The 26,277-nt window shown below is 64.4% G+C and carries 24 protein-coding genes; 14 read left to right on the top strand and 10 right to left on the bottom strand.

Annotated features, from left to right (window positions below; translation table 11 throughout):
* Positions 1-283: 283 nt before the first annotated feature.
* Positions 284-1,072, top strand: coding sequence for a protein phosphatase CheZ (locus XH93_RS07200; RefSeq protein ID WP_194472973.1), 789 nt, complete (start codon positions 284-286; stop codon positions 1,070-1,072).
* A 361-nt stretch (positions 1,073-1,433) separates the two neighbouring features.
* Here XH93_RS07200 and XH93_RS07195 read toward each other — a convergent pair whose 3' ends face one another.
* Positions 1,434-1,952, bottom strand: coding sequence for a hypothetical protein (locus tag XH93_RS07195; protein WP_194472972.1), 519 nt, complete (start codon positions 1,950-1,952; stop codon positions 1,434-1,436).
* Between the two features lie 331 nt (positions 1,953-2,283).
* On the opposite strand from XH93_RS07195, the gene XH93_RS07190 reads away from it, so the two are divergent.
* Complete coding sequence (locus XH93_RS07190; protein WP_194472971.1) at positions 2,284-2,580, top strand: co-chaperone GroES; 297 nt, start codon at positions 2,284-2,286, stop codon at positions 2,578-2,580.
* Between the two features lie 217 nt (positions 2,581-2,797).
* Complete coding sequence (gene groL / locus XH93_RS07185; protein WP_194472970.1) at positions 2,798-4,444, top strand: chaperonin GroEL; 1,647 nt, start codon at positions 2,798-2,800, stop codon at positions 4,442-4,444.
* A gap of 55 nt (positions 4,445-4,499) precedes the next feature.
* On the opposite strand, the gene XH93_RS07180 is transcribed toward groL, so the two are convergent.
* The gene (locus tag XH93_RS07180; RefSeq protein WP_194472969.1) at positions 4,500-6,590 is read right to left on the bottom strand and encodes a pentapeptide repeat-containing protein; all 2,091 of its coding nucleotides are present in this window, start codon (positions 6,588-6,590) and stop codon (positions 4,500-4,502) included.
* Between the two features lie 164 nt (positions 6,591-6,754).
* A complete protein-coding gene (locus XH93_RS07175; RefSeq protein ID WP_194472968.1) occupies positions 6,755-7,123 on the bottom strand; it encodes an antibiotic biosynthesis monooxygenase in 369 nt (122 codons plus the stop codon).
* Positions 7,124-7,221: 98 nt separating this feature from the next.
* Here XH93_RS07175 and XH93_RS07170 point away from each other — a divergent pair, with 98 nt between their 5' ends.
* The 5 genes from XH93_RS07170 to XH93_RS07150 all read left to right on the top strand — a co-directional run bounded on the left by XH93_RS07170 (position 7,222) and on the right by XH93_RS07150 (position 12,301).
* The gene (locus XH93_RS07170) at positions 7,222-7,698 is read left to right on the top strand and encodes a MarR family winged helix-turn-helix transcriptional regulator (RefSeq protein WP_194472967.1); all 477 of its coding nucleotides are present in this window, start codon (positions 7,222-7,224) and stop codon (positions 7,696-7,698) included.
* Positions 7,699-7,877: 179 nt separating this feature from the next.
* Positions 7,878-8,447 carry a hypothetical protein gene (locus tag XH93_RS07165; protein ID WP_194472966.1) on the top strand — a complete coding sequence of 190 codons (570 nt, stop codon included), beginning with the start codon at positions 7,878-7,880 and terminating at the stop codon, positions 8,445-8,447.
* Positions 8,444-9,646 carry an AAA family ATPase gene (locus tag XH93_RS07160; protein ID WP_194472965.1) on the top strand — a complete coding sequence of 401 codons (1,203 nt, stop codon included), beginning with the start codon at positions 8,444-8,446 and terminating at the stop codon, positions 9,644-9,646. Before XH93_RS07165 ends, XH93_RS07160 begins: the two co-directional genes overlap by 4 nt.
* A gap of 14 nt (positions 9,647-9,660) precedes the next feature.
* A complete protein-coding gene (locus XH93_RS07155; protein ID WP_194472964.1) occupies positions 9,661-10,980 on the top strand; it encodes a tetratricopeptide repeat protein in 1,320 nt (439 codons plus the stop codon).
* A gap of 106 nt (positions 10,981-11,086) precedes the next feature.
* Positions 11,087-12,301: a hypothetical protein gene (locus tag XH93_RS07150; RefSeq protein WP_194472963.1), complete on the top strand. Its 1,215-nt coding sequence runs from the start codon at positions 11,087-11,089 to the stop codon at positions 12,299-12,301.
* A 117-nt stretch (positions 12,302-12,418) separates the two neighbouring features.
* On the opposite strand, the gene XH93_RS07145 is transcribed toward XH93_RS07150, so the two are convergent.
* On the bottom strand, positions 12,419-12,886 hold the full coding sequence (locus XH93_RS07145) for a PaaI family thioesterase (protein WP_194472962.1): 468 nt from the start codon (positions 12,884-12,886) through the stop codon (positions 12,419-12,421).
* Complete coding sequence (locus XH93_RS07140) at positions 12,883-13,476, bottom strand: bifunctional transcriptional activator/DNA repair enzyme AdaA (protein ID WP_194475020.1); 594 nt, start codon at positions 13,474-13,476, stop codon at positions 12,883-12,885. Before XH93_RS07140 ends, XH93_RS07145 begins: the two co-directional genes overlap by 4 nt.
* 171 nt (positions 13,477-13,647) lie before the next feature.
* Between XH93_RS07140 and XH93_RS07135 the strand changes: the two genes are divergently transcribed.
* Positions 13,648-14,346 (top strand): hypothetical protein, encoded by a 699-nt coding sequence (locus XH93_RS07135; RefSeq protein ID WP_194472961.1) that lies wholly within the window; start codon positions 13,648-13,650, stop codon positions 14,344-14,346.
* Positions 14,347-14,361: 15 nt separating this feature from the next.
* On the opposite strand, the gene XH93_RS07130 is transcribed toward XH93_RS07135, so the two are convergent.
* Positions 14,362-14,766 carry an META domain-containing protein gene (locus XH93_RS07130; RefSeq protein ID WP_371814939.1) on the bottom strand — a complete coding sequence of 135 codons (405 nt, stop codon included), beginning with the start codon at positions 14,764-14,766 and terminating at the stop codon, positions 14,362-14,364.
* Positions 14,767-14,833: 67 nt separating this feature from the next.
* Here XH93_RS07130 and XH93_RS07125 point away from each other — a divergent pair, with 67 nt between their 5' ends.
* From XH93_RS07125 to XH93_RS07110, 4 genes are all read left to right on the top strand, one after another.
* Positions 14,834-16,828: a hypothetical protein gene (locus XH93_RS07125; RefSeq protein WP_194472959.1), complete on the top strand. Its 1,995-nt coding sequence runs from the start codon at positions 14,834-14,836 to the stop codon at positions 16,826-16,828.
* A gap of 70 nt (positions 16,829-16,898) precedes the next feature.
* Entirely contained in the window at positions 16,899-18,335 is a 1,437-nt protein-coding gene (locus XH93_RS07120) for a YCF48-related protein (RefSeq protein ID WP_194472958.1), read from the top strand.
* Positions 18,336-18,428: 93 nt separating this feature from the next.
* Entirely contained in the window at positions 18,429-18,686 is a 258-nt protein-coding gene (locus XH93_RS07115) for a hypothetical protein (protein ID WP_194472957.1), read from the top strand.
* A gap of 40 nt (positions 18,687-18,726) precedes the next feature.
* Positions 18,727-19,620, top strand: coding sequence for a hypothetical protein (locus XH93_RS07110; RefSeq protein ID WP_194472956.1), 894 nt, complete (start codon positions 18,727-18,729; stop codon positions 19,618-19,620).
* A gap of 164 nt (positions 19,621-19,784) precedes the next feature.
* On the opposite strand, the gene XH93_RS07105 is transcribed toward XH93_RS07110, so the two are convergent.
* Positions 19,785-21,455, bottom strand: a complete 1,671-nt coding sequence (locus XH93_RS07105) for an L-lactate permease (protein ID WP_139480675.1) — start codon at positions 21,453-21,455, stop codon at positions 19,785-19,787.
* A 310-nt stretch (positions 21,456-21,765) separates the two neighbouring features.
* Here XH93_RS07105 and XH93_RS07100 point away from each other — a divergent pair, with 310 nt between their 5' ends.
* Positions 21,766-23,511, top strand: coding sequence for an ABC transporter ATP-binding protein/permease (locus XH93_RS07100; RefSeq protein WP_194472955.1), 1,746 nt, complete (start codon positions 21,766-21,768; stop codon positions 23,509-23,511).
* 247 nt (positions 23,512-23,758) lie between these two features.
* Here XH93_RS07100 and XH93_RS07095 read toward each other — a convergent pair whose 3' ends face one another.
* The 3 genes from XH93_RS07095 to XH93_RS07085 all read right to left on the bottom strand — a co-directional run bounded on the left by XH93_RS07095 (position 23,759) and on the right by XH93_RS07085 (position 26,104).
* Complete coding sequence (locus XH93_RS07095; RefSeq protein ID WP_194472954.1) at positions 23,759-24,259, bottom strand: HPP family protein; 501 nt, start codon at positions 24,257-24,259, stop codon at positions 23,759-23,761.
* A gap of 68 nt (positions 24,260-24,327) precedes the next feature.
* Positions 24,328-25,314 carry a TorF family putative porin gene (locus tag XH93_RS07090; RefSeq protein WP_139480678.1) on the bottom strand — a complete coding sequence of 329 codons (987 nt, stop codon included), beginning with the start codon at positions 25,312-25,314 and terminating at the stop codon, positions 24,328-24,330.
* A gap of 403 nt (positions 25,315-25,717) precedes the next feature.
* The gene (locus tag XH93_RS07085; protein WP_194472953.1) at positions 25,718-26,104 is read right to left on the bottom strand and encodes a histone; all 387 of its coding nucleotides are present in this window, start codon (positions 26,102-26,104) and stop codon (positions 25,718-25,720) included.
* Between the last annotated feature and the right edge of the window lie 173 nt (positions 26,105-26,277).

The following is a 26,277-nucleotide window of genomic DNA, read 5'->3' as shown; positions in this document are numbered from 1 at the left end:
ACCTGTTTCGCGACGGCGCTGAGACCCTGCGCCGCTGCACGTGGTCAATAGGCAGTGAAAACCGCATCGGTTTGGTAAACAGAAGCCGCGTTTCGATTCACCATCCCGCCAAGCGCACGCGGTTTTGCCGGACAGCGTTTATTTTGAATAAATGTCGAGACAACATGGTTAACTGGCGGTGTTCGCCGCGCGTCACGCTGTGCGCGCAATCTGTTCCCGCGTGAACCTCACGTTAAATCGCCTCTGTCTAGAACGGGCGGATTAAAGGGGTGGGAATGTAATCATGTCAGTCAAGCGCAAGCGTTTTCGTGTCGAGCAGGCGATCATGGGCGATGTGGCAATGCCGGAGCCGGAAGCCACGGGCGGCGTCGACCTCGGGCCGATGCACCGCGAGATCATGGCCGAGCTGCGCTCGATCCGCGCCCAGATGGCCGCCGCGCCGGCCCAGGGCGCCGTCGCCGTCACCGAGAGCGCCGGCGCCATCGTGGCGCGCGAGGTCGCCGAGATGCATGCGATGCTCGACACCTACCGCGCCCAGGTCGAGCAGTGCGAGAAGCTCAAGGTCGAGCTCGATCTGATCCACGACGCGATCGGCCGCACCAAGCGCGAGATCGCCGTGCTGCATGGCAAGAGTTTCAATGGCGAGGAGATGGCCAAGGTCAATGGCGAACTCGGCGCCGTGGTCGGCGGCACCGAACAGGCCACCCAGCAGATCCTCGAGGCGGCGGAAGCGATCGACCAGGCCGCGTCCGCGCTGTCGAACAACGTCACGCCGGATCAGCAGAAGCGGCTCAGCGAGGACATCCAGGAGCGCGTGGTCTCGATCTTCGAAGCCTGCAACTTCCAGGACCTCACCGGCCAGCGCATCAACAAGGTGATGCAGACGATGAAATTCATCGAGCAGCACATCAACGAGATGATGGAGATCTGGGGCGGCGTCGACGCCATCAAGGCGCACACCCCGCCGATCGTCGACACCCGCGAGGGCGACGCCCGCCTGCTCAACGGCCCGAAGCTCGACGGCGACGCCGGCCATGCCTCGCAGGACGACATCGACGCGATGTTCAATTGAGGTCTTGCAGAGAGACGCAAAACGCCGGCCCCCGGGCCGGCGTTTTTGTTTGTGACTCTATCCACCGTCATTGCGAGCGCAGCGAAGCAATCCATCGTTCCGCAAACGCGGCACCATGGATTGCTTCGTCGCTCCGCTCCTCGCAATGACGGCCCCTTCCCTTCTCCCCTTGTGGGAGAAGGTGGCGCGAAGCGCCGGATGAGGGGTATCTCTCCGCGAGCGCTGAACGAGAGAGACTGGGACTCGCGGAGAGATACCCCTCACCCGGATTGCATCTACGATGCAATCCGACCTCTCCCACAAGGGGAGAGGTGCACTACCGATGCCGCACTAGTGAATTGGAGGAGCTACTCCCCGCCGCTTACGCCCTCGGCGCGCAGCGGACGTAGACCATGTTGCCGTAGCGGACGCCGGCGTCCTTGTCGACGAAGCGGGTGATCAGGACGCGGCCGTCGAACGAGACGATCTCGCGGTCCTGTTCGCCGGGCGTCGGGCCGGGCGGGCCGATATAGTTCTTGCCGCTCGGCGAGCCCTTCAGCCGCAATTCCTGCGGGGTGGCCTGATCGGCCAGGTGCATGATGACGCCGCCGGACTGGCCGGCGCCGATCACGTAGGGCTGCTTGCACTGGTCGCGCGCGGCCTTTTCGGTGCGCGGGCGATCGGCCGGGTTCTGGAACGAGGCGAGGCCCCAGCGGCCGACGATCTCGTCGGCGCGGATCGTCGCGGGCATCTCCGGGGCCACGCCCGGCTCCGTCGGCGGCGGTGGCTCGTTCGACGAGAACGACGGCAGGCTCATGCTGCTGCACGCCCCCAGGAATAGCGTCAGCGCCGGAATGGCCGCGAACCGTGCGACCAATCGCGCGTTGAATGACCTGATCATCTTCATCCCCCGAACTTGATCCCGGCCGCACCCGTCCTGCAGCCAAGCGTAAAACGTAAAGCGGAGCAATGACGTCCGGCAAAGTGACAGCATCGCTACGATTTGGTTTCTGGTCCACCATCCTATATTGGCCTCAAGAAGGCCTTAACCCCGTTGCTTGACAGGAACCGCGCCAGGCCATATTCCCGGCGCGCTATTAGCACTCTCGCACCACGATTGCTAAGGGCGTCGGCGTCCCGCACCGGCGCCGACCGGACCGGCATTCAGCGCCGGTCGCGATGAACCGGACCTGAAACCGAGCCTCCAAGAGGACCTCAACAGAGGAAACGCCATGGCTAAATCCACCTTCCGCCCGCTGCATGACCGCGTCGTGGTCAAGCGTATCGATGCCGAGGAGAAGTCCAAGGGCGGCATCATCATTCCGGATACCGCCAAGGAAAAGCCCTCCCAGGGTGAAATCGTCGCTGTCGGCCCGGGTGGCCGCGACGAGGCCGGCAAGCTGATCCCGATCGATCTCAAGGTCGGCGACCGCGTGCTGTTCGGCAAATGGTCGGGCACCGAGGTCAAGCTCGACAACCAGGAACTCCTGATCATGAAGGAGTCCGACATCATGGGCGTGCTGGCGTAAGCGCGCCCTCTCCCACAATCCATACCGTCATGCCCGGGCGTAAGCGCGAAGCGCGTCTTCAAGCCGACGACCCGGGCATCCATCAAGCTTCGGAAGAGTCTTGCAGGAGCGATGGATTGCCGGGTCACTTGGTACGAAGACGCACTTCGTGCTTTAGCCCGGCGATGACGAACCTAAGACGCAGCAAGCACATTACCGACATTCAGGAGTTGAAGAGATGGCTGCCAAGGACGTGAAATTCGCCGGAGAGGCCCGCGAGCGCATGCTGCGCGGCGTCGACGTGCTCGCCAATGCCGTCAAGGTGACGCTCGGCCCCAAGGGCCGCAACGTCGTCATCGAGAAGAGCTTTGGTGCCCCGCGCATCACCAAGGACGGCGTCACCGTCGCCAAGGAGATCGAGCTCGAGGACAAGTTCGAGAACATGGGCGCGCAGATGCTGCGCGAGGTCGCTTCCAAGACCAACGACACCGCCGGTGACGGCACCACCACCGCGACCGTGCTGGCGCAGGCCATCGTCCGCGAGGGCGGCAAGGCGGTCGCCGCCGGCATGAACCCGATGGACCTCAAGCGCGGCATCGACATCGCGGTGTCAGCCGTGATCAAGGATCTCGAGAAACGCGCCAAGCCGGTCGCCGCCTCCTCAGAGGTCGCCCAGGTCGGCACCATCTCGGCCAACGGCGACGCCGCGATCGGCAAGATGATCGCGCAAGCGATGCAGAAGGTCGGCAATGAGGGCGTGATCACGGTCGAGGAGAACAAGTCGCTCGATACCGAGGTCGACATCGTCGAAGGCATGAAGTTCGACCGCGGCTATCTGTCGCCGTACTTCATCACCAACGCCGAGAAGATGACCGCCGAGCTCGAGGATGCCTACATCCTGCTGCACGAGAAGAAGCTGTCCGGCCTGCAGGCGATGCTGCCGGTGCTGGAAGCCGTGGTGCAGTCCGGCCGTCCGCTGCTGATCCTCGCCGAGGACGTCGAGGGCGAGGCGCTGGCGACGCTGGTGGTCAACCGCCTGCGCGGCGGGCTCAAGGTCGCCGCCGTTAAGGCGCCGGGCTTCGGCGATCGCCGCAAGGCGATGCTGGAGGACATCGCGATCCTGACCGGCGGCCAGCTGATCTCCGACGAGCTCGGCATGAAGCTCGAAAGCGTCACGGTGAACATGCTCGGCCGCGCCGGCAAGATCGTGATCGACAAGGAGAACACCACCATCGTCAAGGGCGCCGGCAAGAAGAAGGACATCGACGCCCGGGTCGGCCAGATCAAGGCGCAGATCGAGGAGACCACCTCGGACTACGACCGTGAGAAGTTGCAGGAGCGTCTCGCCAAGCTCGCGGGCGGCGTTGCCGTGATCAAGGTCGGCGGTGCGACCGAGGTCGAGGTCAAGGAGAAGAAGGACCGGGTCGAGGACGCGCTGAACGCGACCCGCGCCGCGGTGCAGGAAGGCATCGTGCCCGGCGGCGGCGTGGCGCTGCTGCGCGCCAAGAAGGCGGTCGGCCGTCTCTCCAACGACAATGCCGACGTCCAGGCCGGCATCAACATCGTGCTCAAGGCGCTGGAAGCTCCGGTCCGCCAGATCTCGGAGAACGCCGGCGTCGAGGGCTCGATCGTGGTCGGCAAGATCCTCGAGAACAAGTCGGAGACCTTTGGCTTCGACGCCCAGACCGAGGACTATGTCGACATGGTCGACAAGGGCATCATCGACCCCGCCAAGGTGGTGCGCACCGCGCTGCAGGACGCCTCCTCGGTGGCCGGCCTGCTGGTGACCACCGAAGCGATGGTCGCCGAAGTGCCGAAGGACGCAGCGCCTGCGATACCGGGCGGCGGCGGCATGGGTGGAATGGGCGGCATGGGCGGCTTCTGAGCCGCGACCGCGCATCGCTACCGAGATCGAAGGCCGCCTCCGGGCGGCCTTCCTTTTATTTGGTGTCTTTCTTGTCGCCGTCGTCCGGATCATCATCGGGGGCGGCAGCGCTGTCTTCCCTGTCGCGCCGCTTCTGTCGCAGAACCTGACGCTCGATCTTGGTCAGTTCACGAAAGTCGCTGGCAACGAGGCCGACGGCCCCCGGACATGCATCGCCACGCAGTGTTGCAATCGCACGCAGAGACGGATCATCGGCTTCGCTCTGCCGCGGGTCCTGAATTCCGAGGATACGGCCATTGTAGATGAATCCCCTCGCGATATAGGGGGCGCCGTCCGCTTCGCACATCAGCTTGTTGATCGCTTCCGCGCGCGCCAGGCGGATCGTCTCGTTGGCCGCCCGATCGGAATTGATGAGTTGATCCGATACCAGTTGTTTCGCGTCCGCCTTTCGGGCGGGGTCGAGCACCTGCAATCGTGCCACGACCACCTGACGAATCTCCTCGCTCTGGATGCGCTCCTGGGCACGCACAACCAGCGTCTTGAATCCGGCGGCATCGAGGGTTTGCGGCAGATCCGGGTTGTTGCGTTCCACCGATCCGGGCATCAGGGTTTTGGGATACACTGGGCGCGCATTCACGCCGATCAGGATCGCTCCGGCATGATCATCGAAGTTGACGAAGGCGCGATAGAGCCTGGCCGTGCGGAACGTCGCATTCGCCAGCGTAGCGCCGCGAAAGGTTGCGCCCTGCAATTGCGTCTCCAGCAGGCTGCCGAACGACAGGTCTGCACCGTCGAGATTGGCGCCCTGCATCTGAGCGCCGAACATCGATGTTGCCGTCAGGTTGGCATTGGCGAGCGAGGCGCCTTCGAGCCGCGCGTAGGTGAAGGCCGCACCAGTTAGATCGGCGTCATCGACGATGGCGCCCTGCATCATCGCGCGGGCGAACCGCGCCCCGCGTAGGTTGGCGTGGTTGAAGGACGCGCCGTGCAGCACGGCCTCGGAGAAGTCGGCACCGCGCAGATCGGTAGCGTGTTCCTCGTCGCAGGAATCCGCCTTGGCACGCTGTCGCAGTTGCTCACTCAGCGCGAGTTGCAGATCGGCCGCGCAGCCGAATTTGGTCTTTTGTAGCCGGGCACCGAGGAACGATGCTTCCAGCAGCGTCGCTCCCGTGAAGTCGGCCTGACTCAAATCGGCGCGCGAGAGCACGGCGCCGCGCAGATCGCGGCCGCGCAGCGAGACCGGGACGTCAATCTTCTTCGTCGGGTCGGGGAAGCGCTCGTCCGGCAGGATGATCCGGTTGGCAAACAGGCTGCCCGGCTGCCCGGTCACACCGTCGACCTTGCCCTCGAAGAAGTATTTTGACGCCGAGATCGCCTGATCGCGGAACGCCAATGAAACCAGCCCATCGACCGTCTTCGCCAGCCCGTTGCGGTACATGCCCTCTCCGGGAAAGGTGGCCAGCGACAGACTGAAGATCACCACCAGAAGCGCGCCCGCCGCCTCCAGGACCGCCACCGCCGCGCGCCGGCGCCGGCTGGTTTCGAGGTTGCGGCCGATCGCATGCCAAAAGAACCAGATCATGCCGAGATCAATCATCAGGCAGATCCGCTGCAGCCAGATGATCGGCTCCGAGTGGTAAGGCAGGAAGACAATCTGTAGCTGCAGCAAGACCACGATCGGGAACAGCACGACGGTGATCCACGAAATGAACATCTGCAGATTGCCCGCGAGCCCAGTCCGACGCTCGCGCACACCGGCGAGGAACTGCAGGAACGGAAAATCGTCGAGCCGCCACCGTGCCCGGCGGCGATCGACCGCCGGCTTCACGGTTTCGTTCAGTACCTGATTGTAATCGGCTACCTTCTCGCTCAGTCCCTCGAGTTGAAGCAGCAGGTAGAAGTGGAAGATCAGATAGAGAATCGGCGCAACCAGAAAGTACCCGGTGACGGGCAATTCGACGCCGAGGACCGGCAGCTTGATCGACGAGTTCAGGAACAACTCGCGATGCGTCACCGAGCCGGTGGCAATCAACAGGTAGGTGCCCAGCGTGAGGAAGCTGGTCCAGAGGACGCCGGCCTTGCTCGCCGAGTCATTGACCGCCTTCTCGAGTGCGCTCAAGCGCTGCGCATCGCCCCCGTCCGCCATGACCAACTCCAATACTCAATGATCAATCAAAAAGAGTATTAGACAGTCATACAACCCATGAACGGAGCGATCAAGAAGGCTTGCCGGCCGATCACGCGGCCGGACCAGCGGTGACGGCGCTTCGCGCTCGCCCTGTGCGCTGGTCGCGGCCTGCGAGCGCCGTACTACGCCACGCAGATGTCCGGCACCGCGACCTTCTGGAACAGATGCGGCGAGGCCACGGCCGAGGCCGGATAGGCCGAGAGCTTGGCGCGGAACTCCGGATTGGCGAAGGCGGTGCGGAAGGCGGCGGTGGATTCCCAGACCGCGTAGTTGAGATAGGCCGGGCTGTCGCCGAGCGCGCGATGCAATTGGGTCGAGATGAAGCCCGGCTGCCGCTTCATGATCGCGGCGTCGTCCTGCCAGGCCTTGAGGAAGCTCTCCTCGTCGGCGGTATCGAGCGTGAACAGGTTGACGAGCACGACGGCTTCGGCATCGACCGCAAGCTGACGCTCGATCGGGAATGCAGGATCCAGGGGGCGCATCTGGGGCATGGTGAACTCCATCCAATTTGGTGCTATGATGTCATTTCGTTACGATGGATACATAGCAATATTGACATTATGATGTCAATACACTCTTATGGTGACAAATGCCGCAGACCAAGCGCACCCCGGCCGGCGATGCCCTGAGCGACCTGATTCTCGACCTGTTCCGGCTCAACAGCCTGCTGTTCACCGCCGGCGACCGTCTGGTGGCCGGGCTCGGGCTGACCAGCGCGCGCTGGCAGATCCTCGGCGCCATCGTCGCCGCCGAACGCCCGCAGCCGGTCGCCTGGCTGGCGCGCGACCTCGGCGCCAACCGCCAGAACGTGCAGCGGATCGTCAACGATCTGGAACGCGACGGCCTCGTCAGTTTCGAGACCAACCCGCATCACCGCCGCGCACAGCTCGTCGTGCTGACCGACAAGGGACGGCAGGCGTTTGACGCCGCCATGCGACTGCAGTCGCCCTGGGTGAACGGATTGTCGGAGGGGCTCGCGGTCAAGGACATCGAAACCATGGGCCGCGTCGTCGCCGCGCTGCGCGAGAAGCTGGAAAGCAGCGGGGAACCTGACGCACGGGCATGACCAACGGCGGCGCGAAGCCACGACCTCGCGTTGCGCCGGCGGGAATGACTCAAATTTTCCCGGCCTCGCAAACGAAGTCCTTACCATCGTCAATCTCTACGCGATCGGCAGCGCGACTTTAACCCAGTGGTTGTGAATTTGCTCGCACGCTCCGCGCCGACACTCTGTTGGGCGGGTCCATGGACTCTCATCACTCCGCTGCACCGGAACTTGCCGGTCCCAGCCTCATGCCTGCGCGCTCCTATCTCGGGGTGGGTGGCGGCGTGCTGGCAGCGATCCTCGCGCTGTCGTGCGCCTTATATGCCTTCCCTGCGGCAAGGACCGGCCTGAAAGCGCCGCCTGCGACGGCCGAGGAATTGAGCGCGGGTGTCGTGACGGTGGTTGCGCCCGAGGACAGCATCGGAATCAAGTCAGCGATTGCCGCGGTCGACGTGCCCGAGACGGCTCGATCGGAGATAGCGCGCGCGGTCCAGACGAACCAGCGGCAGATGGCCTGGCTCGTGTTCGTCGACAGCATGGACCCGGACGGCGACGTCGTCGCGGTCCGCGCCTCGGGCCTCACCCAAAATATTACGCTCTCAAAGGCCTGGACACCGGTTGCAGTGCCGATCTCGCCGGGATCACCGATCGAAGTGACCGGCGTGAGGGACGGCCTGGGCGGAGGCATCACGGTGGCGCTCGCAACACGAAACGGGCCGATGACGCTTCGCATCCTGAGCCCCGGAGAAACACTCGAGGTGATGCCATGACAGGGCTCAATCCATGGCTCGGCCGGCTGTTCATCGTGCTGGGCCTCATCACCATCGATCACGCGTCGCCGGCGCTGGCCCGGACGCTGGTCGTTGGCGCCGCCGTCGTCGCGGTCTTCATCTTTCTCTATCAGGGCTCCTGTCTGCCGAGGTTCATCATGGACGTACTGGATCGTCTCACCAACAAGGCTTCGCTGGAACAGGCCTACGCGCAGCGCAGCGGCAAGCTGGTCACGATCGACGCGGATCAGCTCGCCGACAGGATCATTGCCCGGGTGATCGGGCAGAACGATGCAGTGCATAGCATCGCCATGCAGTTGCGCCGCCGCTTCGCGGCACGCCGCGCCGACAAGCCGATCGCGGTGTTCTGCCTCGCGGGCGCGCCCGGCACCGGCAAGACCCACTTCGCCAAGGTGCTGGCCGACGAACTTTATGGCGGCAAGGGCCATCTCCACTTCTTCGACATGAGTCAGTTCGGTCAGCCGCACGCGGCAGCCAGCCTTTTCGGCCAGGCGCGCGGCTATGTCGGCTCGCAGACCTACGGCGCGCTGACCGCAGCACTGCGTGACGTTCCGGACTCGATCGTACTGCTCGACGAATTCGAGAAAGCCCATCCGGAGGTTCATAAGCGTTTCCTCACGGCCTGGAACGACGGCTTCATCACCGAGGTCAGCGACGGCGCGCGCGTCGCGACCAGCGACGCGATCTTCATCCTGACGACCAATGCGGCGTCGCGCCGGATCGGCGAGATCGCCGAGCAGAACCAGACCGCCGAGGACCGTGGGCGCCTCGCCAAGGCCTCGCTGCTCGACGCCCAATTCGCGCCGGAGGTGTTGTCGCGAATCGACGAGGTGTTCGCATTCCGTCCGCTGAAGGGGCTCGACATCGCACGCGTCGTTGCGCTCGAGATCGAAGCGATCGCGCAGCAATTCGGCCTCAGGATCGCGGGCGGCGGCATCGATCCGAAGATCCTGCTGGATTCGATTGAGACGCTGTCGAACCGCCTCCAGGGCGGCGTTCGCGATCTGACGCGGGCGCTCGAGCGCCAAGTCACCGACAAGCTGATCGATGCCCGGGCGGCCGGTGCCGTTGAAGTCCGCCTGATCGATCGCGGCTCCGGCGTCACCGTCGAGGTCACGCGAAGCAACGCCACGGCCGAGCCGCTGCAGCCGCAGTCGGCCGAAGTCTTGAACAACTGATTGGAATTGGTCCAGTGCCCCAGTCGATTTTCCCGGCCGTCAAGAAGAGCGCTTGGCAGCGCCTGTTGCAGCTTTGGCATGGCAACGGCAGCTTTCGCGGCTTTCTCGAATTCGCCGCGATCGGCGCGGTGGTCATCGCCTTTCTGCACGGATCAAATTTCGGCGTCCTGAAGTGGGTCGGCTCTGCGGTTGGCAGCAAGATCGCCAGCGCCGTCACAAGCAAGGACTGGACGGCACGTCCGCCGATGCTGTCCGATGTCATGTTCGACGGCAGCTACTTCGCGGCAAGACCGGAGCCGCTTCATTCCAAGCTGACCTTTGCCACGATCGCCATTCAGGCCCGACAGTCTGGCGAGGTCGAGCGGCTGCTTGCCGGCACAGATGCGAACGACCCGTCCGTGCAACTCGTGAAGGGCACGGCGGCACTGATGTCGCCGGATCCGCGCAGCTATTCGGCGGGACTCGAATTGCTCAGGCAGGCGGCCAGGCAGGGCGAGCCGAAAGCGATGGCGATCCTCGGCCTTGCCATGATCCTCGGACACGGCGGCCAGGACCAGAATGCCGAGCTCGGCCGGCAATACCTGCAGCAGGCGATCGACGCCGGCGATGCGCGGGCAGCCCACGTCCTCGCAGCAGGCTACTTCACCGGCTGGGCGGGGCGGGTCGATCCGGTCGCCGGCGCCGGCCTGATGCGCCGCGCCGCCGAGCGCGGCGACACCGATTCGATGTTCCAATATGCAATCATGCTGGTCAGGGGATTGGGCGTCACCAAGAGCGCGGTCGAAGGCGAGGCCTGGTTGCTGCGCGCCGCCGAACGCGGTCACGCCGGCGCGCAGTCGGAATTCGGCCTTGCGCGGCTGATCGACTTCAACCGTCAACTCACCACCGACGCCGGGCCGGCGATCACTTGGCTGTCGCGCGCCGCGGAGCAAAATGAACCCGACGCGATGTTCGCGCTCGGCATGTTCTACACATCCATCAAGCCGTCCACGGGCTATTCCAATCCGGTGCGTGGCACGGGGCTGCTGGAGACATGCAGCCGGCAGACGCTGGACAGCCGCTGCACCTTTGCCTACGCGACCATGTTGGAAAACGGCCACGGCACCGCTATCGATCTGGTGCGCGCCCATGCCTTCTATCGCCTGTCCAACGACGTCAAGGACACGTCGGAAGGCCGCAAGCGGCTGGCGGACCTCGAGAAGCAATTGTCCGGCGGCGATCTCGCAAAAGCGCGTCATCTCGCGCAAGAGGTCCGCGAGAGATATATGGCGGGCACACGGCGGCCGGTCCTCGGCAACTACGCGCCGGTTCCAACGCCGCTGGACGGTCATTGAGTCCAGGCTTCGACAACGATCCTGCAACAATAATTCTGTCGCAAATCCCCGGCACTTCTGGGATGGTGAGCCCGAATCAGCTCCCATCGGTGACGAGGTCGTTTGCATGCGCTCCGCTGTGTCTGTCGCTCTTCTCCTGCTGTCGGTTGGATCGACACTGGTCTCCTCCGCACCGGCTCTCGCCCAGATGAAGCTCCAGCCGAAAGCGGCGCCCGGCGGGCCCGAAACGCGCTATTTCACCGCGATCGACGGGCTGATGGACGGCAATGCCGACGTCATTCTCAAGGAAACGCGCCAGGGCAAGACCGTCACCGCCGCCGTGCTCGACGTCTGCTATCCCGCCGACAAGGCGTCCGATCGCAAGGACCGCTTCGTCGCTACCCTCACCGTCAACGGCCAGACGCTGTCCGGCTCGACCCAGAGCATCGCCGACAAGCAGCCGGTCAGCATCAAGCTGACCCGCAAGCAAAGCGGCGACAGCTTTGACTTCCGCGGCCAGATCACGATCGGCCAGGCCGTGACCGAGGTCGCCTCGTCGGACAATTCCGACCTCAGCGAGAAGGAATTTCTGGACAACCAGACCACCGACGACGGCATCACGCCGCAGCCGAAGGATTTTACCGACGTCTCGCCGGAATCGGTCGGCGTTCGGGTCAAGCTCGACACCGCGGCCGACTTCCTCAAGAGCCTGAAGGGCGAGCCGGTCGAGATCGGCACCTCCAGCCTCGCGGTGAGCTGCGATGCGCTGCGCGCCGGCGAGCAGACCATCAACCTCACGGTCGACCCGGAGCGCGCCTCAGCCCTGCTCGCCAAGGCGAAGGCGATGCCCGGCGTGACCGCCGCAGGGTGGACCAGCGGCGCGGTCGAGATGGACCGCACCATCCGCTTTGCCGCCGCCGACTGGTCGAGCGGCGACAAGATCAACAAGGACAAGCTCGCCAGCGCGATCTCGGCCGTGCTGGCGCGGACGCTGCAGGCCAAGGCAGCGTCGGCGGCGTGGAACGCCAACACCGGCAAGCTGAAGCTGGTGCTGAAGCGGCCGAGCGGCGTCTATCCGGCGCTCGGCCTCGTCGAAAATCTCGAGATCACCGCGCTGGTCTCGCCCGACAAGCCCGGCAGCACCGACAAGCTAATGCTGTGGGTGTCGAGCCCGGTGACCTCGACCTCGGACGACAGTGCCGGCGCCAAGCTCAATCTGTCCGACGATTCCAGCGGCGACGAGGAAGGCGGCGAGCCGCGCGACGACAACGGCACGATCGACGCGCTGACCAAGGAATTCAAGGGCCAGCGCTGGGACGCCGACAAGTCGGTGTGGAAGTGACGGCCGCCGTCGCGGCCGCGATCATCCTCCTCGCCTAACCGGTCAACGTTCCCGACGCGTTGCACTTGTCATCGGCGCTGACGAACAGCTAGGTGCTCCGTCCTGCCGCGGCGCGCGCTATGCCGGAAAGATCAGGCACGTCGTCGTGCCGTGGGCGAGCAAGCGGCCTTGCGCATCGGTGACCCTGCCCTCCGCCGTGCCGATGCGGCGGCCGCAATTGAGCACCTGTCCCTCCGCCCTGATCGGGCCGGTCTCCGGCGTGATCGGACGGATCAGCGAGATCTTGAATTCGAGCGTGGTCTGACTCGTCCCGGCATCGAGCGTCGACTGCACCGCTAGCCCCATGCAGCTGTCGAGCAGCGTCGCGGTGAGGCCGCCATGCACCGTGCCCGCCGGATTGAGATGCGCGTCGGTCGGCAACAACGTGACAACGACACGGCCTCGCTCGGCCTCCGCAACGTCATAGCCGAGCGTCCGCGCGATGGTGTTGAGCGGCAGCGCGCCGCTGGCGAGCCCCTGGACGAATTCGAGGCCGCTCATCTGCCGCTTCTGCTCGGCACTGACGGTGCCATAGGACTTGGTCATTGCCGATCTCCATGAGAGTTGGCGCGAGTGAGCTTTGTCTTCCTACGCATCGCCGAGGGCGGCCGGCCGTAAAGTCTGGTGAAGGCAGCGCTCATGCGCCGCGTGCTGGAGAAGCCGGCACGCTTCGCCACCAGATCGATCGGAAGGTCGCTGCCATCGATCAGGCGTTTGGCGCGCTGCACGCGCAGCGACAGCGCGACCTGCAGCGGCGAGGCATCGAGATGTTCGGCGAACAGGCGCGACAAATGCCGCGCGCCGACGCCGAGCCGTTCGGCCAGCGCGTCGACATGGCCGCGATCGAGCGCACCCTGCTCGATCAGAACCAGCGCACGCTCGACGGTCGTCCTGGTGCCTTTCCAGGCCGGGCAGAACGGCGCCGCCTCGGGCCGGCAACGCAGGCACGGCCGGAAGCCGGCGCGCTCCGCCGATGCAGCGCTGCCGTAGAACGCCACGTTGCGCGCCAGCGGCGTGCGCGCCCGGCACACCGGGCGGCAGTACACGCCCGTGGTCTTGACCGCCACGAACACGATGCCGTCCCAGGCGGGATCGCGGCGTTGAAAGGCAGCATACTGGGCGGCGAAGTCGAGCATGCTCCCGCTATAGGCGCGGCCGCTTGCCATGACGACCCGCTTCCCGGAGACGACGTCCGGAAACGACCGCACGCGCAGGGCCGACGCGGCCTGCGACCGATTGGCCATGCTTTGCCCCAGTTCGGTCACCGAAAATTAAGGCTCGATTCAGTTTCCGGGCTCATCATTTGCATGAGCCGAACACCAGGTCACGCCATGCACGACCGCGCGCCGATCAGTCCTGACAACGTCTGGCCGACAGATCTGGCTGGCGGCCGGTCGGCCGAGCCGGCAAGCGACCTCTGGGATCTCTCCAACGCCAACCACGACGCCGCTTTGCTACTGCGCGAGCCGCTGGCCGACCGCATCGGCACCGCGCTGCTGGTCGCGACGGCACTGGCAGCCAGCTTCGTGCTGGGATGGGCCGGCAATGTGAGCTGGAATCACTTCACGAGCGTCCCCGAGCCGGCTGTTGTGGCCCAGAAGGAAGCGCCATCGCCGCGCGTGGCGGAGACACGGCCGAGCGCGCGAGGCGAAGCCACCCGGCGGACTGCATCGAACACTGAGCCTGCCGTCACCGGCAGCATTCCGAAGACCACGGGCAATCCGCGCCCGACCGCCTTGGGGGCCGCGCCCACCACCCTGAACGCGCAGGCCGCAGCGCTGGCGACCAAGCCGCAGCCGGCGGGGCCCGAGACGCGGCCGAGCACCGTGCCCGGATGGTCGGTGCTCGAGGTCCGCGACGGCACCGCCGTGCTGGAGGGACCGGACGGCGTCAAGATGGTCGCCCGCGGCGACGTCGTGCCCGGATTGGGCCGAGTCGATTCCATCGTGCGCTGGGGCAATCGCTGGATCGTCGCCACCGCGAACGGTCTGGTCGCGACGCCCTGAGCGGCGAAACTTCTCTCAGTTGCCGTTGATCAGGAAGCGCAGCGACTTGCTGCCGATTAGGGTGACCGCTTCGCCCTGCCGCTGCCAGGTCGCGGTGCTGCCGAGTGCGGCGAGCAGATCGCGGTCGGCCTGCGCCCGCTCCGGCGAGCAGGTGCGGTTCTCCATCGCGCCGGGAATGAAGACGAGCGTGTTGCCGGCGACCGAGAACTTGCCCTTGCCGCCGTCGCACCAGAGCTCGAGGATCACCTCGCCATCGTCGCCGATCTCGATCGAGGGAATCCGCTTCGAGCCCGGCATGCGCGCGGCATCCAGCGTCATCACGAAGCCGAACGGGAATTCCTCCTGGGCCTCGGCCGGGATCGATGCAAATGCGGCGGCAACCAGCGCCAGCGCGGCCATGCCGTTCAATATCCGCCTCATCGCCATCATGCTTCCCTGAAATTGCGCCGCCGCCCAACGGCCGTCCTTGTATGGGACGAGGCCGCGCTTGGCCAGCGTGGCGCGCGACAAAATCTCCGGAACCAAGGCGCCGCGGCGTGATGCCCACGGCAAAGCGTCGCTGCAACCCACCGGGCGGTCGCGCGCTCGACCAGCCAAGACGACACAACGCCCCAAGGTTGCAAATCGTTATTGCACTCGTCGCAATGCTGTGATCAACTTCAGGTTGATTAACTCCGCCCTTTCGTTTCGATCCGGGGAGGATGCGTTGAGTATCGACAATCACATTGCGACACGACACAGCGCCCGTTGCCTGCTGGCGGCGTTTTCGCTTGCGTTCTTGAGCCAGGGCGCCAACGCCGGGACCACCCTCCCCCCCAACGTCATGTCGACCTGCGCCTTCACGCCCGCGGAGTTCGGCGGCATATTCGAGTCCGGAAGCGTCTCGAAGAACGGCGGCGTTCAGCCCGCAAACAGCTTCGCATTCACACCGAACTCGCTGTGCTCCTTCTACAAGTGGTCGACGCAGATGTTTCTCTGGCTGACCTCGCCGGCACCGTCGCGCGCCGGCGGCGGCACCCACGTGTTCGACTCTCCGGTCTTCTTTGCGGTGTCTCCGCTCGATTCGAGCGGTCAACGTGACCTGATTCCTGCTGCGCCCGGCCGGTCCCTGCCATTCCTGCCGCTCATCAGCCAGCGCGGAAACAACGGGCAGGAGGTCGTGTTCGACAGCAAGGGAAAACTCCACGACGTCGTCCGCGCGGCGGTCGGGCCGAACGGAAGATTGCTGGCGCGGGATAGAGCGGGCCAGCCGGTCGAGATCGAGCGCGTTCAAGCGGCTCCCGACGGCAAACCTATCCTGCTCGACCGCGCGAACAGGCCGGTCGACTTCCAGGCGACGCGCGCTGGCGCGCCGACGCTGTTCAGCGACACCGGTGCGCCGCTCGCGTTGCGGCCGGACACCGTGCTGGTGAACGGCCGTCCACAGTTGGTGACGACGTCAGGCGCGGTGATTCAGACCGAGGAAGGTCAGGCCGGTGGCGGCGCGCTGATGGCACAGAACGGATCGCTTGTGTTCTACCTGCTCCAGGTGAACGACGTATGGGCCTACTTCAATACTGGAATGAAGGACAGCAAGATCACCAATCCGACCCCGACTACATTCCCGACGCTGGGCAGCGGTCTCGGCCAGATCACCACCTTCGCGCACCAGGCACCCGCGCCATTTACGAAATCCGCATTTCCGGACAACGTCGCAATGGCTGTCGAGGTGAAGTCCTCATGGATAGAAACCACCGGCCTCGCCAACCCTGACGACTACATCACCATCGACGCGACCATCCCAACCTACAATCCGCCGCTGACTCAGCCCAACAATACCCAGTCGGTTCAGTCGGGCACGAAACAGACCAAACTCGCGCTGGTCGGCATCCACATTGTCGGCAGCACGCTCGATCATCCGGAAATGCTGTGGGCCACGTTCGAGCACGTCAACAACAGCCCCAATCCGCAATACACCTTCACCACGACCGCGAGCGGCGTGGGCACCCAGCCGGCGGATGGACCCGGCGGCTGGATCTTCTCGTCGACCGGCGCAACGACCGCCAATCCCAACAATCTGCGCATAACGCCAAACGGTACAGCCCTCAACGCAGTGCCCGGCCAAACGATCGGCCCAAGCGATGTCGTCCGGATCAACCCGTGGGGGACCGCTTCGTCCAGCGCGCAGTTTACCGCCAACAACACCGATATCGTGTCGCTCAACAAGAACGTCATCGGCCTGCTGGCCGCCGGCGACGCGCGCCAGAACTACCTGCTGGTCGGTGCGACCTGGGTGCTCGGCGGCGGCCCGCCAAGCAAAGGCGTAATAACCGGCACGCCGCAGATGGCCAATTCGACAATGGAAACGTTCTTCCAGCCGAGCAACTGTTTCGACTGCCACTCCGACGACGGCGGCAACATGCTCGGCACGCCGTCCGGTCCGGATGGTTTCAGCGGAGGTCTGAGCCATATCTGGGCCGCTACACGCCCACTGTTTCCCTGAAAAGTCCGGGAGCTGATTTCACGCTGCCGGCCCGCGCGCCCCGCCATTTGCACTTCGAGAGGAATCCACCATGAGCCCGGCAAGTGAATGGAAGTGGGTGGCGACCAACTCGCCGACGGCAAATTCCCGGACCGACGACATCTGGTTCTTCGACGAACAGAAGGGCTGGCTGGTGAACAGCAACGGCCAGGTCAGTCAGACCCTCGACGGTGGCGAGACGTGGACGATGAAGAAATTCATCGATCCGAATTCAAAGGGCTTCCCCTATCTGCGCTGCATGGGCTGGGCAAACGAGAGGATCGGCTGGGTCGGAGCGGTTACGGTGTTCGACGCAGGCAACAAGGACTATCTGCAGGTTCTGCTGCATCGAACTACCGATGGCGGTGCAAGCTGGGAAAACATGTCGAACATGCCCGACAGTTCACCCGCCGGCATTTGCGGCATGTTCGCGGTCAACGAGAAGATCGTTTACGGAGCCGGAACGAATGATCCGGACCTGCCCGGTCCAGGATTGGTCAAGACCACCGATGGCGGCCTGACATGGACGCACACGGATTTGAGCCAGCACGCCGACAATCTGATCGACGTTTATTTTTTCGATGAAAACACCGGGTGGATCGTCGGTGGAAAAAAGCAATCTTCATGCCCCGCAATCAAGCCCGGCTACGAGACTCACCCGCAATATTCGCAGCTCAAGCCGGTGGTCCTGAAGACCACCGACGGCGGTGCGACCTGGGTCAACAAGGCCGCCGGCGTCGACGGGTTTGATTGCGGCGAGTGGGGGTGGAAGATTCAATTTCTCGACGCCAGGACGGGCTTCGTTGCTCTGGAAAACTTCTCCACGGCGGCCATTTTGAAGACATCCGACGGGGGAGAGACCTGGGTGCGCTTGCCGATCGTCGACGCTGCCGGCCGTCCGATCAACATGGATCTCGAAGGCGTTGGCTTCATCGATGGGCAGTCCGGCTGGGTCGGCGGATGGGCCGACAACTTCGAGGGCCTCTTCAACAGTCTGACCGTCGACGGCGGGAAATCATGGACCGCACAAAACAATGTGCCGGGTAATCCGGCTACCGACCCGCGGATCAGGATCAATCGCTATCGATTCCTCGGCAGCCCGATTTCGAAGGGGTATTGCAGCGGAGCGCAGGTTTACAAGCGTGCCGCGCCTGGTGCGCCGACGATCGCCATGGCTGCCGCGAGGCGCGCGACGCCGCAACCCGCAGGTCTGGCGCTGTCCCACACCGCCAATTTCAGCAGCCGCTCCGTCGAAATCACCTACGTGCTGCCGCAAGATGCCGCGAGTGTTTTTGTTGGGATATGGAACCATTTCGCCTTCCACGTGCGGACGCTTGTCGACGGAAGAAGCCTGAAGGCCGGCCGGCACACGATCACGTGGGACGGCACGGACGACAGCGGGAAGCCTCTCGGCGGCGACCTCTATATCTGCAGGATGTCCGTCGACGGCAGGACAGGAGAGAGCCAGACGGTTCGATTGCCAAAATAAGGACGAACCAATTGGCCGGCCGCGGCTGCGGCCGGAGCGACGAGATGCGCTTCAGATGTTTGCGCTTCAGGCATGGATGACAGGAGGATTGAGATGACAGTGACCTGGCCGACGATACAAGCGTACTTCACGGATATGGATGTCGAGCATATGAAACGCGTGTCGGCAAACTGGCCGAAGGTGATGGATTTGCATGACGAGGCCAGCGTTCTCTACTACGCGACGCAGATTCACGCCTCGGTCTCCAGCGGCCGCATGCCGATCGGCGAGCCGCGCTGGAGTGCGCAAATGGTCGCGGATTTTCTAGACTGGTGGAAAAGTCAGAATCCGGCTGCAAGCCCTATTGTGTGACCTGCCCGATGCGATGCAAGGCCGCCGGGAGGTCGTTTGCTTGAGCATGATCGGGCCGGATCGACGGAGCTGGTACGAGCAGGGCATTCGACGGGCCGAGCAAGATGGCCTGATTCACTACCGGCGCGACAACGGCGGCGGCGAATGTCCGATCTCCGACGACTATAGCCACATTCGCCACGACGGCGGCGCACCGCTGCTGAAATATACCAATGCACGGCCGCTGTCAGCGATCGCCGGCCGGATCCTTGAGCTGTACCGCGATCATGCGGATGTTCGAATTCTGGAGCTCGGACCAGGCGCCGGCGTTGCTTGTGCAACAGCAAGCCGCCTGTTACCCCGCGCAATCATCGACACCGTCTCCCTGACACCGCTCAATCCCTATTTGAGATTTCGCCGGGACGATGTGTACGACCACATCGCGGAACAAATTGCCGACGAACAGTGCCTGTCACGACTTTACGGCTCGTGTCGCTCTCCCTTCGTCCGAGATCAATACATTGGCAGGTTTCCGCGAGAGATCAGCCTGCGCGAACAGACCTATCATTTCATCTACGAGAACCATGGGGCCATCTTTCACAATCTGCTTGCGAATGAGGATGGTGATCCGACGGAGGTTGCCAGGACGTCGATCTCCTCGGCCCTGTCACTGCTGCGACGTGATGGAACGATGGTGATCATGGCCTCGGATGGCGCGCACCGGATCGAGGATGCGATCGAATCCTGTTCTGCCGGCACCGACATCATTGCCACCTGCAAGCGGACCGCCGCGTACCACAGCTTTCCCTGCGTTCTGGCGCGCGAAGGCAGTCCACTGTGGGTGCGGTTCCGCGAGGACGAACAGGGCTTATTGTCAGCATCGCAAAGAATACTGCGGTTGGATACGCACACGCTGGAAGCAGCGATTTTGCGGATTTGTCGGTTGCGCCGTTGAATCGCCCGCGCATTCCTCGCCACGAGGCCGCGGCAATCCCGCGGGGATCGCCAGCTAAAGCGCGATGAGATCAGGTTGAATCGTCATCGCGCTTTAGCTCTTTGTTTGAGCATGATGATCTTTCCGGAAAGCCGCTTCACGCTTTCCTGATCATCAGGCGCCGGTCATTTCAGGACCATCATGGTGAACGGATAGACATAGGCCTGCAGTGTCACGAGCACGCCGACCAGGCACGCCAGCACGATCGAGTGCAGGAACACGTAGCGCAGGATCGAGCCCTCGTGGCCGTACCAGTTGGTCGCGGTCGAGGCGACCACGATCGATTGCGCGTCGATCATCTTGCCCATCACGCCGCCGGACGAGTTGGCCGCCCCCATCAGGATCGGTGACAGGCCGAGCTGCTCGGAGGTGATCTTCTGCAGGTTGCCGAACAGAATGTTGGAGGCGGTGTCCGATCCGGTCAGCGCCACGCCGAGCCAGCCGAGCAGCGTGCCGAAGAAGGGATAGAGCACGCCGGTGGCGGCGAAGGCGAGGCCGAGGGTGGCGTCGATGCCGGACAGCCGGGTCAGCGTGCCGATCGCCAGCATCGCCGAGATCGTGATCAGCGAGATCGCGCACAGTTTCAGCGTGCGGCCGTATTCCGCGATCAGCTTGCCCGGCGTCATTCCCATCAGGAAGCCGGAGATGATCGCGGCGATCAGCATACCGGTCCCGGTGAAGGACAGATAGGTGAAACCGAACACGGCGGCCTCCGGCGTCGGCTTGGCGGCCACCGGCGGCACCTTGTTGATCAACTTGTCGAGCTCGGGGACCGGATAGTTCCAGACGAAGTTCGCATTCGCCCAGGCCTTGAAGGCACCGTTGCCCCAGATCAGCATCAGGATGCAGACGATGATCCACGGCAGCAGCGCGCTCCACAATTCACCCTGGGTCAACGGCGTCTTGTCGAGCGGCTGGGCCGCCGCCATCGTCGCCGCCGATTCATCGCGGCCGCGCAGCGCCGGCGACAGCCAGAGCTGACGCGGCTGCCAGACCCTGAGGAACAGGATCAGGCAGCCCATCGAGATCAGCGACGCCCCGATGTCGACGATCCAGGGATTGATGTGGTTCGAGATCACATATTGCGGGATCGCAAACGAGACGCCGGTGACCAGGATCGCCGGCCAGACCTCCTTCATGCCGCGCCAGCCGGCAAACGCCCACACCACCCAGAACGGCACGATCAGCGAGAACACCGGCAGTTGCCGGCCGACCATGGCGCCGAGGATGTAGGGATCGATGCCGGTGACCGAGGCAAGGCCCTGGATCGGCGTGCCGAGCGCGCCATAGGCGACCGGCGCCGTGTTGGCGATCAGCGACAGGCCGGAGGCCGCGAGCGGCGAGAAGCCGAGCCCGATCAGCACCGCGCCGGTGATTGCAACCGGCGTGCCGAAGCCCGAGGCGCCCTCGAAGAAGGCGCCGAACGAGAACGCGATCAAGAGCAGCTGCAGCCGGCGATCCTCGGTGACGCCGCCGATGGCGCGCTTCAGCAGCTCGAACTTCCCGCACCGCACGGTCACCTGGTAGAGGAAGATGACGTTGAGCACGATCCAGCCGATCGGGAAGAAGCCGGAGACGACGCCGAGCAGCGAGGCGCGGATCGACATCCCCGCCGGCATCGTGAACACGAAGATCGCAATCAGGTTGGTCACGATCACCGCGATGATGGCGGCGATGTGCGCCTTCACCTTGCCGCTGGCGATCAGGATCAGCAGCGTGACCACGGGAATAGCGGCGGCGATCGTCGACAGCGCCGCACTGTTCAGCGGATTGTAGATTTGATTCCAGGTGTTCATCTTGGGATACCCCCCATTTATTATGCAGCGCCCCTGCCCGCCTGCTGGCAGGGGCTGCTGATGCGATTGCGGGAGTCCGTCTGGTATTGCTTGAGGCCCGGCTCGCAGATGGACGATCTTTAAGGATCGCTCACATCCTCGCGAAATTCGAAGGTCCCCCGCCCCCTCGCCATTGCCGGCATGCTAGAGTTGACTACAACACCGGGACAAGCCAACGCTTGCATGCCAGTCCTACGACTTTAGTCGGGGACCGTTCCGATTACCCTGATTCTTCAGGCCTTTGCGGGCCATTCCCCGGAGACGATAATCTGTGAACAACATTCGCTCGACACTCGCGACCGTATGGCGGATCGCCTCGCCCTATTTCAGTTCCGAGGATAAATGGGCGGGCCGCGGCCTGCTCGGCGCGGTGATCTCGATCGAGCTCCTGCTGGTCGGCAACGACGTCCTGGTCAACCAGTGGCGCAACCGCTGGTACACGGCGCTGCAGAACAAGGACTGGGACACTTTCAAATTCGAGACGATGGTGTTCTGCGGCCTCGCGACAGTCTCGGTCGTGCTCGGCGTCTACCAGCTCTATCTCAACCAGTGGCTCCAGATCCGCTGGCGCAACTGGATGACCAACAAGTATCTCGGCGAGTGGCTGCATGACGCCAACCACTACCGCATGCAGCTCGCGGGCGATGCGGCCGACAACCCCGACCAGCGCATGAGCGACGACGTCAAGCTGTTCGTCAGCCAGACGCTGGCGATCGGCGTCGGGCTGTTGAGCGCGGTGGTGACGCTCGCCTCCTTCGTGATCATCCTCTGGGGGCTGTCCGCGGCGCTGCCGCTGCTGCTGTTCGGCAGCGATTTGACGTTTCCGGGTTATCTGGTCTGGGCCGCACTGGTCTACGCCGTGTTCGGCACCATGCTGACACAGTGGATCGGCTCGCCGCTGGTCAACCTCGACTTCAACCAGCAGCGGCTGGAAGCGGACTTCCGCTTCAATCTGGTGCGGGTGCGCGAAAACTCCGAACAGATCGCGCTGCTCAGGGGAGAGAGCGCCGAGCGCGGACGATTGTCGGAGCGGTTCGGCCGCGTCGTCGGCAACTGGTACGGCATCATGAGCCGGACCAAGCGGCTGACCGCGTTCACGCAGAGCTATGCGCAGGCCTCGGTGATCTTTCCCTTCGTACTTGCGGGTCCGGCCTATTTCGTCAGCAAGTCGATCCAACTCGGCGTGCTGATCCAGATCGGCGAGGCCTTCGGCAAGGTACAGGACGCGCTCTCGTTCTTCGTCACGGCCTACCGCACCATGGCCGAGTGGCGCGCCACCGTCGCCCGTCTCGACGGCTTCGAGAACTCGATTTCGAGCGCCGAGAAGCTCGCGGCCGACCCCGCCTCGATCCACACCAGGCCCGCGTCGGGCGGCGACATCGCGCTGCCGCAGCTCCTGGTCAAGCTGCCGAACGGCGCGCCGCTGGTCTCGGTCAGCCATTTCAGCTTCCGCCCCGGCGAGCGGACGCTGGTCACCGGCCCCTCCGGCGCCGGCAAGTCGACCCTGTTCCGCGCGGTCGCCGGCATCTGGCCGTTCGGCAATGGCGCCATCGAGGTGCCGCGCGACGCGACGCTGATGATGCTGCCGCAGCGTCCCTATCTGCCGATCGGCTCGCTGCACGACGCCGTGGTCTATCCCGGCGAGGCCGCCGGCTACGATGCCGGCCGGGTCCGCGAGGTGCTGACCGCAGTCGGACTGCCGCAACTCGCGACGCGGCTGGAAGAAGAGGCGCACTGGAACCGGATGCTGTCGCTCGGCGAGCAGCAGCGCCTCGGCATCGCGCGGGCGCTGCTGCACACGCCGCAATTCCTGTTCCTGGACGAGGCGACCGCCTCGCTCGACGAGCCCTCGGAGGCCGCGCTCTATCAGCTGATCGCCGCGAAGCTGCCTGACACCACGGTGGTCTCGATCGGCCACCGCTCGACGCTCGACGCCTTCCACCAGCGCAACATTGCGCTGGTCCGCGACGGCGAACGTTTTGCGGTGCGCGACGCCGTCAAGGTCGCCGCGTCGTAGGCCTTGACCGCATTCGAACTTCACCTCGCCCCGCGTGCGGGGAGAGGCGTAGGACGCCTTCGGGGGCCGCTCTGAAGAACGCCGAAGCGAAGCTTCGGCTATGTTGCATCGCAGATGCAATCCGGGTGAGGGGAAGTCTCCGCGATTCCGTCTCCCACCGCATGCCTGGACGGCCCCCCTCACCCCACCCTCTCCCCGCAAGCGGGGCGAGGGGGACAACGGTCCGCGGCAATATCACTTGCGAGATCTACCGGCGCGGCCACGGTCTGCGGCTGACCCAGCGGTGCCAGGCATAGGCAAAGCCGGCGAGCAGCAGCACGCCGGTGAGCACCGGCACCAGCAGGAACGTCCATGGCAGGCTGCCCGATACGATCAGCAGCGGGCTGATCCCCGCCGGCGGGTGGAAGCTATCGGTGAGGACCATTGCGAGGATCGCGAGCCCGACCGCGGCTGCGGCCGCCCAGGCGTGCGGGCCGGTCAGCGACAGCACGGCAAGACCGGTCAGTGCGGAGACCAGGTGGCCGCCGATCAGGGCGCGCGGCTGCGCCGGTTCGGCCTCGGGCGATCCCATGATCAGCACGATCGAGGTCGCGAACGGGATCACCGCCAGCGGGTAGCCGGCCTCGATGGAGAACCACTCCATCGTGCCGATGGCGATGGCGCCGCCAAGACCGGCCACGGCGCCGGCAACCAGATCGCGCCGCCGCCCGCGCATGATCGCCGTCGCCAACGGCCGCATTGATCTCATCGGAACCCCACAAACAAAAAGGGCGGCAGATCGCTCTGCCACCCCTTCGTCTCTCCGCAGAGAGAGCTCTACTTCAGGTTCGATGCCGCCGTCAGGTCGACCGAGAGCTTGGCGACACCGGCCGCGCCGCACCAGTTGGAGCCGACGCCGGTCGGGTTGATCGGGGTGACGTTGGTGGTGCCGCGCGCGGTGTAGTCGCTGGTGAAGGCGTTGCAGTCACCCTTCGACAGATCCGTGTCGTAGTAGCGCAGATCGAGCGTAAACACCTTGTAGGTGAAGCCGATACCGACGTTCCAGGTGTTGTAGTCGGCGTACTTGATGCCGTTCGGGAACGCCGGGACGCCGTAGAAGCTGTCGGAGGTGCCGAGCCACTGCCGGCCGAACTCACCCGACACATACATGCCGACGCCGTTGGAGAAGGCGGGCGCGGTGTACTTGCCGATGATCGAGGTGTAGTTGCCCCACGCACCGAGGTTGAGGAAGTTCGGCGAGTAGTACTCGTTCAGCGTGAATGCCCAGTTGTCGTTGATGGTGTAGGTGACCTTGCCATAGACTTCGAAGAAGCTGGCGTCCTTCTTGGCCACGTTGAGGTTGGTCAGGGTGTTGGCGATACAGTCCGCGCTCAGCGGGTTACCCGCGAAATCGGTCACGGCGCCGCCGCCGTAGTAGCAGGTTCCACCCGGATAAAGGTAGCCCCAGACACCGAAGTCGAAGGCGAACGCACCGAAGGTCGGGCGGATACCGCCGTAGACGTCGATCTCGGCCGCAGCACGGTTCGGGAACGAGATGCTCTCGCCGGCCACGCCGACATAGAGCTGCAGGTCCTTGCTGACGTTGTAGCGCGGCTCGAAATAAGCGGAGACCGAGGCGTTGTGGTTCGACTGGGTGACGCCGCGGAAGATGTAGTCGTTCATGATGCCGGCGCCGAAGGCGACATCCCATGGGTCGAACGGAGCCGGCGGCGGCGCCTTGACGGCCTTCACCGCCATGTCAGCTGCCATTGCCGAGCTCGAGATCATTGCTAGCGCCGTTGCTAACAAAGCCAGTTTCTTCATGACGGTCCCCATCTACTGTCCAGACAGCCCATCTTCGGTGGCCCCCCAGGGCACGCGACAGCGGACTGCAACGAAATCGCGTGTGGCCAATCTGGAACGCGTGCACGAGACCGTGAAGCCAAAAAGACATGCATGTGCCGACTTTTTAGGCGTTCCAGCCAATTCGTCGCATGTTGGTCGCCGGGTGTTGCATTTGTAACACTAGAAGGGTGCTCACGTTGCAGTCGAGCGGCGAGAAGGCGACCGCTGAAGAAAGCCGCGAAGGGGATCCAAGCCGAATCGCTGTGCCCGCAAAATCACGGGGCCCTCGGCCGTCCCGGCATGGAAAAAGCCGCAGCGGCGTCCGCTGCGGCTTTCTGATCGATTGCTAGCCCCGCCCGCGTTCGAGGCGATTACGAGGCGATTAGTGGTGCTCGCCGTCAGACGAGGTCCCGGCGATCCAGCCCGGGGCCGGCTCGTGGCTCGGCGTCGCCCAGCTCGGCGCCGGCTGCGGCTCGGGCGCCGGTTCTGGCGCAGCGGCCGGCTTCGGCGCCGCGGCCTTCTTCGGAGCGCTCTTCTTGGCAGCTTTCTTCGGCGCGGCCTTCGCGGCAGCTTTCTTCGCAGCCTTCTTGGCGGCTTTCTTGGCAGCTTTCTTCGGTGCGGCTTTCTTCGCCGCCTTCTTGGCCGCCTTCTTCACCGACTTCTTCGCAGCCTTCCTGGCCGACTTCTTCGCAGATTTCTTCTTGGCCGCTACCGCCTTCTTGGCCTTTTTGGCCTTCTTGCTTTTCTTCGCCTTCTTCGACTTCGCCATCGTAGTCCTCCTGTTGCCGCTGATGTGAGGCCGCCGGGCGCATTGAAGTGATCGCTTGCCGAAAACCGAACGGGCTTCGCGAGAAGCTTCATCCGCTTCGCTGGTCGGGCATGGTCCCCCCGCAAACGCTTCGCGTTGTGGTGAAGCGGCGCCGGTCCTTGAACGTCACGCCG

Origin of the sequence: Bradyrhizobium sp. CCBAU 51753 (assembly GCF_015291565.1) — a bacterium.
Taxonomy (GTDB): domain Bacteria; phylum Pseudomonadota; class Alphaproteobacteria; order Rhizobiales; family Xanthobacteraceae; genus Bradyrhizobium; species Bradyrhizobium ivorense.
Note: the sequence above shows the minus strand (reverse complement) of the source record. Positions and strands in the feature narration are given on the sequence as shown.